Annotated in this window: 16 protein-coding genes and 1 pseudogene; 7 read left to right on the top strand and 10 right to left on the bottom strand. The window is 41.9% G+C overall.

Going from position 1 to position 14708, the window contains the following annotated elements; genetic code table 11:
* Positions 1-52: 52 nt before the first annotated feature.
* Positions 53-481, bottom strand: coding sequence for a hypothetical protein (locus AB8P72_RS12615; protein WP_201591989.1), 429 nt, complete (start codon positions 479-481; stop codon positions 53-55).
* A gap of 259 nt (positions 482-740) precedes the next feature.
* A complete protein-coding gene (locus tag AB8P72_RS12620; RefSeq protein WP_288726060.1) occupies positions 741-1688 on the bottom strand; it encodes a LysR family transcriptional regulator in 948 nt (315 codons plus the stop codon).
* 162 nt (positions 1689-1850) lie between these two features.
* On the opposite strand from AB8P72_RS12620, the gene AB8P72_RS12625 reads away from it, so the two are divergent.
* The 5 genes from AB8P72_RS12625 to AB8P72_RS12645 all read left to right on the top strand — a co-directional run bounded on the left by AB8P72_RS12625 (position 1851) and on the right by AB8P72_RS12645 (position 5417).
* A complete protein-coding gene (locus AB8P72_RS12625) occupies positions 1851-2798 on the top strand; it encodes a glutathione S-transferase family protein (RefSeq protein WP_045452401.1) in 948 nt (315 codons plus the stop codon).
* Between the two features lie 21 nt (positions 2799-2819).
* Positions 2820-3638 (top strand): class III extradiol ring-cleavage dioxygenase, encoded by an 819-nt coding sequence (locus AB8P72_RS12630; RefSeq protein ID WP_201591985.1) that lies wholly within the window; start codon positions 2820-2822, stop codon positions 3636-3638.
* Positions 3639-3735: 97 nt separating this feature from the next.
* Positions 3736-4539 carry an SDR family NAD(P)-dependent oxidoreductase gene (locus tag AB8P72_RS12635; protein WP_369957832.1) on the top strand — a complete coding sequence of 268 codons (804 nt, stop codon included), beginning with the start codon at positions 3736-3738 and terminating at the stop codon, positions 4537-4539.
* A gap of 49 nt (positions 4540-4588) precedes the next feature.
* Positions 4589-4861, top strand: a complete 273-nt coding sequence (locus tag AB8P72_RS12640; protein WP_227671249.1) for a DUF2218 domain-containing protein — start codon at positions 4589-4591, stop codon at positions 4859-4861.
* A 229-nt stretch (positions 4862-5090) separates the two neighbouring features.
* Positions 5091-5417 carry a cytochrome b gene (locus AB8P72_RS12645; protein ID WP_369957833.1) on the top strand — a complete coding sequence of 109 codons (327 nt, stop codon included), beginning with the start codon at positions 5091-5093 and terminating at the stop codon, positions 5415-5417.
* A 376-nt stretch (positions 5418-5793) separates the two neighbouring features.
* On the opposite strand, the gene AB8P72_RS12650 is transcribed toward AB8P72_RS12645, so the two are convergent.
* From AB8P72_RS12650 to AB8P72_RS12675, 6 genes and pseudogenes are all read right to left on the bottom strand, one after another.
* On the bottom strand, positions 5794-6363 hold the full coding sequence (locus AB8P72_RS12650) for a PepSY domain-containing protein (protein ID WP_369957834.1): 570 nt from the start codon (positions 6361-6363) through the stop codon (positions 5794-5796).
* 315 nt (positions 6364-6678) lie between these two features.
* Positions 6679-6939 (bottom strand): annotated as a pseudogene (locus tag AB8P72_RS12655) (helix-turn-helix domain-containing protein); the annotation flags it as partial.
* Positions 6940-7194: 255 nt separating this feature from the next.
* Entirely contained in the window at positions 7195-7632 is a 438-nt protein-coding gene (locus AB8P72_RS12660; protein ID WP_201591980.1) for an MgtC/SapB family protein, read from the bottom strand.
* Between the two features lie 134 nt (positions 7633-7766).
* Positions 7767-8129 carry a hypothetical protein gene (locus AB8P72_RS12665; RefSeq protein ID WP_201591977.1) on the bottom strand — a complete coding sequence of 121 codons (363 nt, stop codon included), beginning with the start codon at positions 8127-8129 and terminating at the stop codon, positions 7767-7769.
* A 193-nt stretch (positions 8130-8322) separates the two neighbouring features.
* Positions 8323-8916 (bottom strand): 2-hydroxychromene-2-carboxylate isomerase, encoded by a 594-nt coding sequence (locus AB8P72_RS12670; RefSeq protein ID WP_369957835.1) that lies wholly within the window; start codon positions 8914-8916, stop codon positions 8323-8325.
* A 36-nt stretch (positions 8917-8952) separates the two neighbouring features.
* Positions 8953-9681 carry an SDR family oxidoreductase gene (locus AB8P72_RS12675; RefSeq protein WP_369957836.1) on the bottom strand — a complete coding sequence of 243 codons (729 nt, stop codon included), beginning with the start codon at positions 9679-9681 and terminating at the stop codon, positions 8953-8955.
* Positions 9682-9783: 102 nt separating this feature from the next.
* On the opposite strand from AB8P72_RS12675, the gene AB8P72_RS12680 reads away from it, so the two are divergent.
* Together AB8P72_RS12680 and AB8P72_RS12685 are read left to right on the top strand one after the other, a co-directional pair.
* The gene (locus AB8P72_RS12680) at positions 9784-10257 is read left to right on the top strand and encodes a helix-turn-helix domain-containing protein (protein ID WP_201591971.1); all 474 of its coding nucleotides are present in this window, start codon (positions 9784-9786) and stop codon (positions 10255-10257) included.
* A 695-nt stretch (positions 10258-10952) separates the two neighbouring features.
* On the top strand, positions 10953-12740 hold the full coding sequence (locus tag AB8P72_RS12685) for a potassium/proton antiporter (protein WP_369957837.1): 1788 nt from the start codon (positions 10953-10955) through the stop codon (positions 12738-12740).
* 150 nt (positions 12741-12890) lie between these two features.
* Here AB8P72_RS12685 and AB8P72_RS12690 read toward each other — a convergent pair whose 3' ends face one another.
* Both AB8P72_RS12690 and AB8P72_RS12695 read right to left on the bottom strand, forming a co-directional pair.
* On the bottom strand, positions 12891-13745 hold the full coding sequence (locus AB8P72_RS12690) for a patatin family protein (protein ID WP_369957838.1): 855 nt from the start codon (positions 13743-13745) through the stop codon (positions 12891-12893).
* 294 nt (positions 13746-14039) lie between these two features.
* Positions 14040-14453: a PaaI family thioesterase gene (locus AB8P72_RS12695; RefSeq protein ID WP_369957839.1), complete on the bottom strand. Its 414-nt coding sequence runs from the start codon at positions 14451-14453 to the stop codon at positions 14040-14042.
* Positions 14454-14708: the final 255 nt, after the last annotated feature.

Below are 14708 nucleotides of genomic sequence, written 5' to 3' on the forward strand. Positions count from 1 at the left end.
GCGGCTTATTTTTTTGCTGTCCTTAACCGCATCTAGCTACGTTTAGCCACTTCTAGCTATCTGCAAGATACCAAGTTTGATCTTTAGAAGCCACTAGGGTATCACGGCACATTTTCTGTAATAGATTACGCACCTTGTTTTTACGCTGTTTATCATTTAGTACTTGCGGTAATTTATTAGTCAGCATCTTATCAAAGTCAGCTAGTCTACCCAGACGATAGTCTTGATGACCCATGGCATTGCTTAATGCTTCACGAATACTATAAGGATCATACTGCTGCACCTCTTCAGGAAACAGCGAACCTGACGCCATGTAGCGATAATTGATGTTACGGATTTTGTTATAAACTTCGTCCAAGGCTAACAAAAATGGTGGCGAAAAATGCTCATAGTCTTTTTCAATACCATCAACGCCCTTTAGAATCCAAGTGATATGTGCTTGCGCTGGGCTTAAAAAATACGGGGATTCATAACGTCTCAATAAAATAATCGCTGTGTTAGTTTAGGGAATAGTTACAAGCGGATACTAACAGCAATATCTCAACCGCCGTAAAGTGTAGTAGCATAAAAAATAGCAAGCCGCATCTATCTTAGGAGAAGCTAGTTATCCAGTGCCTCACGTATAGTCAAAATATCCTAAAAACGCTACGGTATTGCTGATATCAATTTTTTGTAGCCTCTGTCTGCGCAGGCACAGCAAGCAAGAAAAATTGATATCAGCAGTGTGTGATGTATCGATATTACTTTTCACTCACTATATTACTGAGCAACTGGCTTTTGGCTATAGACTCATCCCAATAAGGCGGCGCTCCATAATAGTCTTCCATAAAATCGATAAAACACCTGACTTTGTGCGGTAGTAGCTTTCTATGGGCGTAGACGGCATATAAACCTAAGCGTTTAGGTTCAAGTTCAGGCAATACTATCACCAGCTTGCCACTGCTAACTGCTTCACTGACAATAAATGTCGGCTGTAATACCAATCCTGCACCTTCAATAGCTCCTTCTACCAACACATCACCGTTATTACTAAGAAACTCACTACCTTGCTTGAGAATCTTCGCCTTTAATAATTGGTAGACCTCTTCCTTCGCGTCCATGTTCATATAGCTATAATGTAAATAGCGATGTTTCTCTAAATCTTCAGGCTTATCGAGTGTGTCATGCTTTTTCAAATATTCAGGCGACGCACACAGAACCACACGAATAGGTGCCACTTCCTTCGCAATAAGTGATGAGCTTTTCAGTTGACCTATACGCAGTGCAATATCAAACCCTTCTTCAACAATATCGACTTTACGATCAGTCAATTGTAGATCGACTGTGACCAATGGATAACGGATCTGAAAGTCAGTGACTAATTTAGCCATATGTTTTAAAGCAAAAGATACTGGCGCACTTATGCGCAACACACCTTTAGGGTTTTGCTGCAAACCACTTAGTTGCGACTCCATATCATCCATACTCAATAAAATCTGCTGCGCATGACCAAAGTAATGACTACCAGCTTCGGTGAGGCTTACTTTACGGGTGGTACGATTCAGCAGACGATTATTTAGCTGCTCCTCCAACTTAGAGACATATTTGCTCACCAATTGAGGTGACAGTTGCAGAGTATTTGCCGCATTAGTAAAGCTGCCTTCGGTCACCACCGCTACAAAGGCACGCATCGCATCGATTCTATCCATATTTTGCCCTGTTTTTCTTTAACTATCGAAATTGAACAATAAAGCCATTATCAACGATATGTTGTTAATTAATCAATATCACCTATCTTACTCTTTTTTTATGTTGATGGTAAAGTAGGGTCATGCTTTTTAAAAGCAATCATCTGACTAGGAGTAAGTATTATGTTAATCAATGGCAATTGGACTGAAGACTGGCAACCGGTACAAGCAGAAGACGAGCAAGGGCGTTTTATTCGTCAAACCTCATCGTTCCGTCATTGGATTACTGCTGATGGACAAGCAGGACCAACGGGTACTGGGGGCTTTAAAGCAGAAAAAGACCGCTATCATCTATACGTAGCGCTGATTTGCCCTTGGGCCTCACGTACCTTGATGGCACGTCAGTTAAAAGGTCTGCAAGATATAATCGATATTACCGTGGTCAATCCGCAGCTTGGCAATCAAGGCTGGCAGTTTGGTGGCTTTGACGGTGCTGACAGTGATCCTATTAATCATGCCCAATTTGCTCATCAACTTTATACCAAAGCAGACCCTCAATTTACCGGACGCGCGACTGTACCTGTGCTTTGGGACAAAAAAACCAATACTATCGTTAATAATGAGTCTGCTGATATCTTACGTATGCTAAATACCGCTTTTACAGAACTCGTGCCAAATTACGTTGACTTGTTTCCAAAAGAGCTTGCTGATGATATCGAAGCCCTAAACTTAGTTATCTATGAGAATTTAAACAACGGCGTATACAAAGCAGGATTTGCGACGACACAAGGGGCTTATGAAGAAGCTTATCAGCAAGTATTTGACACCTTAGATATGCTTGAGGCGCGCCTGAGTGATGGTCGTCATTATCTATTTGGTGAGCAGCTGACGGAAACAGATATTCGACTGTTTGTGACTTTAGTACGTTTTGATGCCGCTTATCACGGTCTATTTAAATGCAACCGTAACTTGATCAAAGATATGAGTTCTCTACATGCTTATATGCTACGAATCTTAGCGCTTGATGGCATTTCAGAGACGGTGAGTATCAAGCACATCAAAGCAGGCTATTACTCTATCAAAGCGTTAAATCCCAATGGAATCGTGCCCACAGGGCCTGAACATATTTAGCAAGATAAAGGAGTAAAGTTCATGAATAATGAATCAACCACAGTCAAGCAACCTGTATTGTTTATACCTCATGGTGCTGGGCCTTGTTTTTTTATGGATTGGCAACCAGCAGACACTTGGGATCAGATGGCTGACTTTTTAACCAATAGCTCAAATGGTTTGCCAGAGCGTCCCAAAGCTATTTTAATAGTCAGTGCACATTGGCAAACGCGGGAGTTTAGTATTACTGCCAGCAAGCAGCCTGAGCTGATTTATGATTACTCTGGCTTCCCTGAGCATACGTATCAGCTGACTTATCCAGCAGCTGGTGCGCCAGTACTGGCTGAGCGGATTGGTCATTTGCTCATCGATGCTGGTTTCAGCAATAAGCAGGACAGTTCCAGAGGTTTTGATCATGGGGTGTTTATTCCACTGAAACTGATGTTCCCTGACGCCGATATTCCAGTAGTACAGCTATCTCTGCGTCATGATTTAGACCCAAAAGTACATCTAAAAGTGGGCCAAGCGCTTGCCTCACTACGTGATGAAGGCGTGTTGATCGTAGGCAGTGGTATGAGCTTTCATAATATGCGCGGCTATGGTGATTCAAGTTTTACCGCACCGTCAGTAATATTTGACGAGTGGCTAACGACAGCAGTTGCAGCTAATGCAGATGAGCGCTTTGCAGCGCTTGCTAATTGGACAGAGGCACCTCATGCATTGGATTCTCATCTATTAGGTGCGGAGGAGCATTTGCTACCTTTAATGGTTGCCGTAGGCGCAGCAGGAACAGATAGTGGTAAGAAAATATATTCTCAGCAAGTCATGAAAACTCAGATTTCAGCCTTTCAGTTTGGATAAATCTATTAATCTGATATTCATTTAATTCTTTATAAACTGATACTCACAAAGCAGCAAACATACATAGACAAAAATTATTTATAAACGGAGAAATATTATGAACATCGGCCTTAATGGAAAAACAGCACTCGTCACAGGTTCAACTGCGGGTATTGGCCTCGCTATTGCAACAGGTCTTGCCAAAGCTGGCGCACAAGTCACTATCGTTGGTCGCGATCAAGCTGGCGTTGATGAGGCGATCAAACAGCTTCAACAAGCTGATGGTGTTAATGATGCCGATAATATAAAAGGCATTGTTGCTGATGCGGGGACGGCTGGTGGCTGTCAGACAATTATCAACACCTTGCCAGAAGTAGATATTTTAGTGAACAATCTAGGGATTTATGGCACCACCCCTTTCTTTGATATTGATGACAATGCTTGGGAGGAGATGTTCCAAATTAATGTCATGAGCGGTGTCCGTCTGTCGCGGCATTATGCAAAAGCAATGAAGGAAAAAGGTTGGGGTCGTATTCAGTTTATCTCTAGTGAATCGGCATTGAATATCCCAGCTGAAATGGTGCACTACGGCGTGACCAAAGCAGCTATTCAAGGCGTATCACGTGGTCTTGCCAAAGTGTTAGCGGGCAGCGGTGTGACAGTGAATAGTATTTTGCCAGGACCGACTCGAACCGAGGGCGCAAAAGCCATGATGCAAGAACTGGCGGATGAGCGCGGCGTCTCAGCGGAGGAGATGGAAGGCGTATTCTTAGATGAGAACCGTCCATCAACGCTAATCAAGCGTTTTGCAACCCCTGAAGAAATTGCCAACATGAGTGTCTATATTGCCTCAACACAAGCGAGCGCAACCACGGGTTCAGCACTACGGGTTGAAGGTGGTATTGTAGAAAGTATTGCTTAACGAGTTTTAGACGGTAAGTTTCTATCATTAATAATAAGGGTATTTAATTATGCTAACATCTAGCGCAACGATACAAACACAAAATCCGCAGCAAATAATGAATCGACTGTGCAAGCACTGGGCACATAAGCTGCCCGTTACCCTAAGCTCAGATAAAGGTGAGATTGAGCTGCCCATGGGTGTCTGTCAGATGTATTGTACCGACTTACTGATAGTAACACTCAAAAGTGATGCCGAGCAGTTGCCAAAATTACAGCAAGTTGTCAGTGATCATTTGCTACGTATGGCTGGCAAAGAGACGCTTGTTATCGAATGGGCTTAATTGAGCATCACAGCCAATACAAGAGAAAAAGGTTATGAATATTGATTCGAAAGAGCGCTATGGTCGCATTAGCAAATTTTTTCACTGGAGTATGACAGTATTAATCTTCTGGTAGTTACTTAAGTTCACTGACCGTATCAGCGACGGCGAGCATTGGATCGGTCAGACGTTAGTGCCTTGGCATGTTTCTATTGGTGTTCTATTGCTCGTATTAGTTGTCCTGAGACTGATGTGGGTCGCTTCGCAACGCCATCAACGTCCAGTACACGAGCCAATCACTGCCAAGCTGGTTATCGCTGGTCATGGTTTGCTTTACGCGTGTATGTTACTACTGCCGCTAGCTGGAATCATGATAATGATTGGTGGAGGCTATGGCCTAACCGCATTCGGCTTTAATATCTTTGCCGAAGGTGAAAAGGTTGCTTGGGCGGCAACGCTGGGTCAACTGCATGCACCACTGGCTTGGATGCTGACAGCACTAATCATTGGCCACACTGCTATGGCTTTGTATCATCATTACATTAAAAAGGATAACACCTTAAAGCGGATGCTGTAGTGCCTTTAAAATTACTACAAAATAACTCTATTGAGTAGCATAGGGCATCTCAGCCTTTGTTTAAGTTGGATTAGATTTATACACTTTAGTTCTTATAAGAAACGTTATGGTAAAGAAGAAGGCGGTTTATACTGGTGTCATTGAGGCATGCCCTAGCCAGTAATTATCATCATTAATGTGATAAGTGACTCGTAAACGAGTAAAACTATTTCTTACCACACAAACAAAAAACAGCCAGCAATCCACAAATATGAACCCACACTAAATACCAATAATTGTTTATTTAGACTGGCTATTAAAAAGCCCCAAGCCACTTGAGAAAGTAGCTTGGGGCTTTTTAATATTTGAGGCTATATGCAATACAAGGTATCAGTAATTAATCATCACGATCAACGTCGCTTACCTGACTGCGCGTAATCTTACCAGTCATGCTGTCGACAACAACTTTATGAATCTGATTGCCTTTACCAATTTCAACTTTGTAGACAGGCTTGCCAAAATCCATATCGAATTCTACTTCAAGCACTTTCCCTTTCAGCGTTTGGTTTGCTTTTTTTATGGCTTGAGACAGACTCACTTTTGCTTGTTTCATGGCCTTATATTCTGCCAAGTCTTCTTTGTCTAAACGCTCTGTGTCCCCTTTCGTGACCTTGCCTGTATTGGCATTCACGCTGACTTCTTGTTCATTATTGTTGGTAACGATGTTGATATCGTAATGGCTATTTGCGTTACGATCTTCTTGATCAAAGTCTGCACTGATGATATCGCCTTTTACCGCTTTATTAGCAAGGGCCAGCGCCTGCTCTAGACTGATCTTACTCTGTGACGCTGCCGTTACCTCATTCATAGCAGTGGCTGCTTGACTGGCTGAAACAGAGGCCATGCTAAAGCTTGCGACACTCAGTGCTATTACAAGAGATTTCTTCAATGTTGATAGTTTTTTCATAATGAAACCCTAAAATGCGTCAGTTTTTCTGCAGACTGTTTATTAATTAGAATAAGAGATTGATTTCAAAATGAATAATGACATACAGTTAATCACTATGTCTAAGTGATTTATGCTTAAAAACGTAACTGGTGTAACAGACGTTATAATAAATAGAAATAATGACCAAAAGCTCACTATTCACTCAAACCATTGGTACTACTCGCCTAAAGATCTAAGGGTTCATTTTGAATAAGAATAAGTGGTCACGAAGGGCAGTGTCTTCCAAAATAGAGTAATCATCATAATAGACTAATATTTAAAACACCTCCGCTCTCATCCCTGCTTTAACGCCCGATAAACGGTAGCCACCCCAGCACCCACTGCCTTAGCAATTTCCTCTTTTGTCATATTGGTTTGACTGGCCAATTCTCTAATACGGTTGTGTTTTGCTATATTGGCTTTCTTACCAGTGGGCTTATAGCCACTATTGGCCAATCCCTGCTTAATACGCTCCCTACGCTTATCGTTATCAAGCTTTGCCATCGGCGCCAATAAGTCGATCAACATATCGTTAATTACTCTTAAAATCATCCCTCGTCTTGCAAAGCTAAATCGATAGTTAATCGATTTTTAGCGCTTCTCAGGTTCAATAAAACATGACTGCATAGCACAATTGGTTATGTGTCACCTTTTGAATTTGAAAGCGGTATTATTATAGTTTGATCCTGTCAGGCATCGCTGCCTAACTCAAGTAAATCGGCCTCCGATAAACTCCGGGCGGTTCACCACATCCTTAGACTTTGCTGAACATATTCTTTTAGGTATACCGATTGCAACCAAGAAGAATAACTAATCCAGCTTATCCTTTACCTTGAATGGCTCTGAGAATTGCAGTATTAAGAAATTGACAACCGATAATATGATCGCTATCTCATAACGACCATAAGCAACGGAGATGCCAATAGCAGCAGTATTCCATAAACTTGCAGCCGTCGCCGTCCCCTTTACACTATCATTTCCTTTAAAAATAGCACCACCACCGATAAAGCCCATGCCCGTAATAATCGCGTACATGATTCTCGCTTCAGGCTGTGAGCCATGATAGATATCTACAGCAACTAGCATGAAAGCACAGGATGCAATACTTACTAGTGGAAAGGTTCTGAGCCCTGCACCCTTATCTTTCATCTCACGATTAAGCGCAATCGGCAGCGAAAGTATAAAAGCAATGCCTAATTGAGTAAGGTGATACACCATTAGTTTTAAGCTTAAATCGAATTCAAACATGGCTTATTACGCTCTTTAAAATGATGTTAAATAAACAAGAATAATCGTTATTCTTAATGTGTAGAAGATGGTTTATTGCCACGTATGAGACTTTCCTGAAAAGTGTGTAAGTATTGCTATAAGCTAAATGACAGTTACACAGAATCTGGGATGGTCTCTAGTAAATTACCATCTTTATCGAATAGGCAATCGACCACAACCAGAGGAGTAGCATCCACGCTATCTTTAGCGTAGTAATGCGTTGTAACTTTGAAATTACCGTTATTTAATAGTCTGTAGTCTGTATTTTTGCGGTTAATCTCCATAGACTTAAGGTTTTTAAGCATAGGTTTTGTCGTTTCTTGACACTTCGTTAGCAGTGCAATCTTTGATGTTTTGCGAGCTTGTTCGAGTTCAGTGTCTTTTTCTTCATAAAATGAGTTACTGTCGCTTTGAATCCAAATATAAAATGCTGCAAATGTAATAATAGACAATCCTGTCAGCGTCTCTTTTTTCATGATATGACCCGTTTATTAGTAACAGATGAAGATATTTACCAATATACAATCATAGTTCATTAACCCATACAGTACACCACAAAAGTGTTTATTCAATCAATTTACAATTATAACTAATATTCTTATTGGTCTCTGTCATCATTAGGAAAGAGCACAGTCTAAACGCTCTCAACTCATGCTATACCGCTGCTAGTTAAGACCACTCTTTTAAAGCAGTCTCAACGAAACTTAAGCGATCTTGACCAAAAAACATCTCACCGTTCACGAAGAAACTAGGCGCACCAAAAACACCTCGTGCCACAGCTTCTTCAGTGGTATCTTTCAAACGCTCCTTGACCTCAGTCTCACTAATACGAGCCATAAAATCAGTTGCATCAATGCCTGCCTTAGTCAAAACTTCAGCCACAACCTTGGGTGACTCCATGTTTAGCTTTTCAGACCATAGAGCGTTGAAAATGGCTGCTAAATAAGGCTGGAACTCAGGTTCTTCCAAGTAAGCGGTCGCACCTCTCATCAAATGCATCGTATTCAACGGGAAAAATGGATTGAAGTTAAACGGCACCTCATAAATATTTGAAAAACGCTTAAGGTCTTTGGGCATATAAGCACCTTTAGCAGGAACCGCAGCTGGTGACGCATTACCAGTGGCTTGAAAGACAGCACCAAGCAGCATAGGCCGCCAAATGATTTTAGCGTTGGTGCGCTGTGCCATACTCTCTAATTGTGTCCATGCCAAATAACTGGCTGGGCTGCCTACATCAAAGAAAAACTCTACTTTTTTACTCATTTCAAAGTACTCCTGACAAAATATATTAGAAAGTTTCTAAAAGGTCTCTAGCCATGGGCGTAGATCAAGCTCATGTGTCCAGCTGTCTCTTGGTTGACAATGCAATTGCCAATACTGCTCAGCGATATGATCTGGATTTAAGATCCCGTCTTGATCTTTAAGCGCATAGCGCTCAGGAAAGTTGTCACGAATAAAGGCGGTATCAATGGCACCATCAATGATAGGGTGCGCCACATGTATACCCTTTGGCCCTAACTCTCGAGCCATGCTTTGCGCCAAAGCACGTAAAGCAAATTTAGCGCCAGCAAAAGCAGAAAAGCCTTTACCACCTCGTAAAGAAGCCGTCGCGCCAGTGAAAATAATCGTTCCCTTTCCACGGGGGATCATTACTTTTGCTGCTTCTCTACCTGTGAGAAATCCAGATAGCGCTGCCATTTCCCATACTTTTCGGTAGACTCTTTCTGTGGTGTCTACAATGGAAAAATGGACGTTCGCACCAATGTTAAATACCACAACTTCAATCGGTCCAATGTCTTGTTCAATATGGGTAAACAGCTCAACCATCTCTTGCTCTACACGCGCATCACAACCAAATGGCTTTGCTATTCCACCAGCGGCTTCAATAGCACTGACTAACGAGCTAAGTTTGTCGACACTCCTTCTGGTCACGCATAAGGTAAAACCCTCTCTTGCAAAACGTTTCGCAACAGCGCTGCCGGTGGCATCGCCTGCTCCAATTACAACTGCTACGGGTGCTCTATTCATGTCTATTTCCTTATAGGTTCCTTTTTAGAACCAACAAAAACATAGCTTTCTTTTCAGAGTCTGTCAAGCTAATCTATTACTCATACATGTAGGAGGTAACATATGCGCTGGGATGAACTTGATAAACAGCCTTGCTCAGTAGCTCGCACTTTGGCAGTCATTGGTGATCGTTGGACGCTAATGATTTTACGTGACTGTTTTTTAGGTGTCAGACGTTTTGATATATTTGAGCAACGCTTAGGCATCACACGTCATGTCTTGTCTAACCGGCTTCGTAAGCTGGTTGAGTATGACGTTCTGACAAAAACACCGTATCAACAGCAACCACTGCGTGAGGAATACCGGTTGACAGAGCGTGGTTTAGATTTGCATCCAATCGTTTTGGCACTGGTTAGCTGGGGAGACAAACACATGGCTGATGAACGTGGTGCGCCGTTGCTACATAGACACAATAAGTGCGGCCAAATAATGCATCCCGTAACGGTATGTTCAGAATGCCATGAACCAATAAATGCACGGGATATTAAGATTGAAATAGGACCTGATTGGATAGGTGAGGACGAGTTTGGTATATGAAGAGAGGGTTCTGCCAAGCGGCTTTACAGTTGCTGAGAAATTGCCGTTATTTACTACTATAGTCAAAATATCCTAAAAACGCTACGGTATTGCTGATATCAATTTTTTGTAGCCTCTGTCTGCGCAGGCACAGCAAGCAAGAAAAATTGATATCAGCAGTGTGTGATGTATCGATATTACTTTTCACTCACTATATCTGTTTAACTGCTTGAGCTTTAAATTAGTTTCTGTAGGCCCTGATTTTTTTATGCATGATAAACGCCTGTTATGATGCTTAGTCTACCAAGTTCATCTCTACGGTCTTTTCAGCATAGCTCAATATCAATATCGGGGTGGCTCATTTGAATAGGCAGGTTATTCAATAAAAATCTATCAGGCTTAGCTGCCTGACTTAGAATGTTAAGTTTCCGACCATCTCAGGACAGTTCATTCTTAATGGCCTTTTTAAGAGATCTACTCAAAAATAAGTACTCTAGATTTGATTCTAGATGTTATTCTTAAGGAATGCTTTAAAACCATAACTAACTGCTTGAAAGCAAGGGATAAATAATGTTTCCGTTCTAATTAAATCAGCTTAGTATTATAAGCTTTGGTATTAGAACACTATGCGCTGTCCCCAGCAAAACTAAACTACCGCTATCGCAACAACCCAACTCCCAACTCATCATAACTTATAAAATAGGGCTTAATAAAAGATGGATACCTTAAATATCGTGTATCTCGTAGGAGCAGTGTTAATTTTTGCCAGTATTATGGCGAGCACTTTATCAGCACGTTTGGGTGTACCTCTTTTGCTATTATTTTTAGTTGTCGGCATGCTCGCTGGTGAAGAAGGTATCTTGGGTATTGAGTTTTCTCAATATGCAATAGCCAATTTTGTCGGGCAGGCGGCATTGGCTTGTATTTTGCTAGACGGTGGACTGCGTACTTCTTTTAAATCGTTTCGAGTTGGACTAAAACCCGCAATTACGCTTGCGACGTGGGGCGTACTTGCGACCGTAATGATACTGGGTGTATTCGTCACGTGGCTGCTTGATGTCGATTGGCGCTTTGGGCTATTGCTAGCGGCAATCGTTGGTTCTACTGATGCGGCAGCGGTGTTTTCACTGCTGCGTAATGGCGGTGTTAAATTAAATGATCGTGTCCAAGCCACGCTTGAATTAGAGTCGGGCGCCAACGACCCTTTAGCAATTCTGTTAGTAACTGGATTAATTGCTTTAAATGTCGACCCCGCTGGGCAGACAGCGCTAGGCTTTTTAGGGCTGCTATTACAGCAGCTTAGCTTTGGTCTAGGAATGGGCTTGTTCTTCGGGTACTTCCTCTCTCGGTTATTACCCAAAATACACTTGGCAGAAGGCATGTATGCCATCTTGATATTATCGGCTGGCTTAGCAGTGTTTGCCGCCACCAACTTACTAGGCGGAAGTGGCTTTTTAGCCGTCTTTATCGCTGGTATTTTGATTGGCAACCATAAGGTACGCTCAACTGAGCATGTCATGCGCGTGATGGACAGCTTTGCGTGGTTGTCGCAAGCGGTGTTATTCGTCGTATTGGGTTTATTGGTCACACCATCGAACGTTCTTGAAGTTTGGCCTTATTCAGTGGCCATTGCTGCCTTTATGATTTTAGTGGCTCGTCCTATTGCAGTCTATACCAGTGTTTTACCTTTTAAGTTTAAAAACAAAGAGATCGGTTTTATCTCTTGGGTTGGCTTACGCGGTGCGGTACCCATTACCCTTGCCATGTTGCCAGTGATTGCAGGGGTAGATAATGCCTTTATGCTATTTGATATTGCTTTTGGTGTGGTAGTTTTATCATTAGTATTACAAGGAACAACCATACCGTTTATGTCCAATCTGTTTAAAGTGCGTATTCCAAACAATAAAGACCCAAAAGAAGAGCATGAGGTTTGGGTGTCAGATAGAGCAAGTATTACGCTATATGAATTTGAAGTAAAGTCAGGCGCCTTTGCAATTGGTCGTCATCCAAGGGACATCTCTACGCGCATCAGCCCTGAGGAAATCCGTGTTTTTGCCTTGGTGCGCGGTCAGCAAATTTTAGCGATTAATGAAGACACCAAGCTTAAATTTGGCGACAGCGTTTGGTATGCCATGAGCGGCAATCATGCCGGTCAGATTGCGGATGTTTTTAATGACACGACCTTAGACCGTAGAGCCATCGATGATTTTTATGGCGATTGGTTACTATCGCCGAATGTCAAGCTTGGGGATGTGCCATTCTTCAGCGATAAGATGAAATTCGAGTCTCTGGACGATGGCTTGAACACTAAAAATGAAGGCAGCTCAAAAAATATGTGGGAACAAACGGTCGCTCAGTATGTCAAAGCAAGCTTAAAGATGGCACCCGTATCGGGTGATACGGTGGTGATTAATGAGGAGTGGTTACTGGTTATCAAGGATGTTGATGATAATGGAAGACTTAGAGCGATTGGCTTAAAACAACAAGAGCCCAAGCAGCAGTAGCATAGTCTATATCGCTGTTAGACATAACATGAGCTAGTGGCTGAACGGCAAATATCTCAACCATAAGATACTTATCCAATAGAATTAAGCTGCATTATTTAACAGTTAATGTCTAGATTTAAGCGTTCTGATTTATTAACGGAATTATCATTAAAGTTTATGCCAATCTTCAATCGCTTTGTACCCAGTTTCTAGTCCTACATCATAGCTATAACGGATTTTAGCTTTATCTTTAGATAATCGACTCGCCATATTTTTCAAGTCGGGTGGGCAAACTTCTAAAAACTTCTGTGGTGATGCAGAATGTAAAAATTGCACCGCATCATTATAACGTTGGGTTCGTGTCAATAAGCTTTGGGCAAAACCATATCGTTGCTTAGAAAAATATTTAGCCAACAGCTGATCGCCTTTGCGACCTGCTTTATAGTAATTTTGAGGGCGAGTACGTATTACCATTAGCTTAGCAACACGATCTTGTTGAGCGGCCCAATGCACAGGCAAAGCATCAGCTACACCACCATCGAAATAAGGTTCGCCAAATATCTCGACCGCTTGTCGAGTTAGCACTGGAATAGAACTTGATGCTCTTAATCCATCCAAAACATTGTCTTTACAGGCTTTAATATAGTTAGCTTCACCTGAAATAGCATGTGTTAGCACCATGTAAAACTCAACATGACTGGCAAATAATTGTGCCTGATTTAGTGGATGCTCTTGTTCCACCACGTCCCACATCCACTTTAGATCCAGTAAGTCCCCACCTTTAAGGAAACGACCATAATGGATAAATTCAGGTCGAAGTGAATGATCTAAGTAAATCTGCAGGGTGCGACCTTGTTGCGCAGCTAAATAGTTAGCAACGTTCGTTGAGCCTGAGGACACCCCCACACAAAGATCAAAAGGATTAAATTGTTGTTGTAAAAATGCGTCTAAAACACCACTGGTAAATGCGCCACGCATTCCACCACCTTCAACTACTAGTGCTTGTCGATGTTGTTTAAGCATTGAAAACCTCGAATTTTTGTGAATACCACCTTTTTAACTCAACCATTACATAGAGTAATTAAGTGAAGCGCCTCGGGTATATCGGAGGCTGATACTTTTCCAAAAAATCATCTTAAACTACCTAGCTCCAAATTCCACTCATTCAAGTAAAGCTCAGCCATCCCGTCGAGCCTAGCCTTCACCTCTTTCCAGTTCGGCATTACTTGAGTTAGTAAGCGCCAAAAATGCTCGATAACAATATGAATATTATGGGTACTGAGAAGATATGTTTAACAGGGTATATGTATAAGTCATTTAATCATGCTTAGGCGGTACGGAATAGGTACCAACAACATGTGCGACCAAGTCACTAGAGCCCTCTGAATATAAAGAAACTTCGCCTACGATAAGCGTGCGACCTACTTTTAGCAAGCTACACTCAGCAATAATGCGTGCTTCTGCTGAGGGTTTACGCAAAAAATTAATGGAAAGGCTCGTCGTCACTGTCAAGGGTACAATTCCAATCTTGCCAAGTATAGCTACATAGAGTGCGACATCAGCAATACTCATCAATACAGGACCTGAGACAGTGCCACCAGGACGCAGCTCGTCTATACCGATATCATGCGATAAGGTCGAACCACTATTACCTACTGCTTCAACAATACATTTGGTTTGAGGAAACTCTAACGCTAAAAAGGCCGCTATTTCTTCTTTGGTTGCAGACATACATACTCCTAGAGTCTAATTATTCTTATGACCTAACCGACTTTCTCATCAAAGGTTAGTGGTCTGTTACTATCGTCGAACGTAGGGAGTGGACCTTTATTTAAATGAGTTAAAAATCTTTTCTAACTTGTAGGATAGCATTACTGAAAACCAAGACAAATAGAAGCTTCATTACCATCCTGACCATTTATCTCAAAACCTCACGACAATAATCGTCCTCTGATTCTTACCTGCGCTCAGATTTTTCAATCATCT

The sequence above is a fragment of the Psychrobacter sp. CLB018 genome (assembly GCF_041222815.1).
Taxonomy (GTDB): Bacteria; Pseudomonadota; Gammaproteobacteria; order Pseudomonadales; family Moraxellaceae; genus Psychrobacter; species Psychrobacter faecalis.

Bases quoted from the DNA above. Each gene is read 5' to 3' on its own strand.
- AB8P72_RS12620 (WP_288726060.1), bottom strand. From the start codon at position 1,688: ATGGATAGAATCGATGCGATGCGTGCCTTTGTAGCGGTGGTGACCGAA.
- AB8P72_RS12625 (WP_045452401.1), top strand. From the start codon at position 1,851: ATGTTAATCAATGGCAATTGGACTGAAGACTGGCAACCGGTACAAGCA.
- AB8P72_RS12630 (WP_201591985.1), top strand. From the start codon at position 2,820: ATGAATAATGAATCAACCACAGTCAAGCAACCTGTATTGTTTATACCT.
- AB8P72_RS12635 (WP_369957832.1), top strand. From the start codon at position 3,736: ATGAACATCGGCCTTAATGGAAAAACAGCACTCGTCACAGGTTCAACT.
- AB8P72_RS12640 (WP_227671249.1), top strand. From the start codon at position 4,589: ATGCTAACATCTAGCGCAACGATACAAACACAAAATCCGCAGCAAATA.
- AB8P72_RS12645 (WP_369957833.1), top strand. From the start codon at position 5,091: ATGTGGGTCGCTTCGCAACGCCATCAACGTCCAGTACACGAGCCAATC.
- AB8P72_RS12650 (WP_369957834.1), bottom strand. From the start codon at position 6,363: ATGAAAAAACTATCAACATTGAAGAAATCTCTTGTAATAGCACTGAGT.
- AB8P72_RS12660 (WP_201591980.1), bottom strand. From the start codon at position 7,632: ATGTTTGAATTCGATTTAAGCTTAAAACTAATGGTGTATCACCTTACT.
- AB8P72_RS12665 (WP_201591977.1), bottom strand. From the start codon at position 8,129: ATGAAAAAAGAGACGCTGACAGGATTGTCTATTATTACATTTGCAGCA.
- AB8P72_RS12670 (WP_369957835.1), bottom strand. From the start codon at position 8,916: ATGAGTAAAAAAGTAGAGTTTTTCTTTGATGTAGGCAGCCCAGCCAGT.
- AB8P72_RS12675 (WP_369957836.1), bottom strand. From the start codon at position 9,681: ATGAATAGAGCACCCGTAGCAGTTGTAATTGGAGCAGGCGATGCCACC.
- AB8P72_RS12680 (WP_201591971.1), top strand. From the start codon at position 9,784: ATGCGCTGGGATGAACTTGATAAACAGCCTTGCTCAGTAGCTCGCACT.
- AB8P72_RS12685 (WP_369957837.1), top strand. From the start codon at position 10,953: ATGGATACCTTAAATATCGTGTATCTCGTAGGAGCAGTGTTAATTTTT.
- AB8P72_RS12690 (WP_369957838.1), bottom strand. From the start codon at position 13,745: ATGCTTAAACAACATCGACAAGCACTAGTAGTTGAAGGTGGTGGAATG.
- AB8P72_RS12695 (WP_369957839.1), bottom strand. From the start codon at position 14,453: ATGTCTGCAACCAAAGAAGAAATAGCGGCCTTTTTAGCGTTAGAGTTT.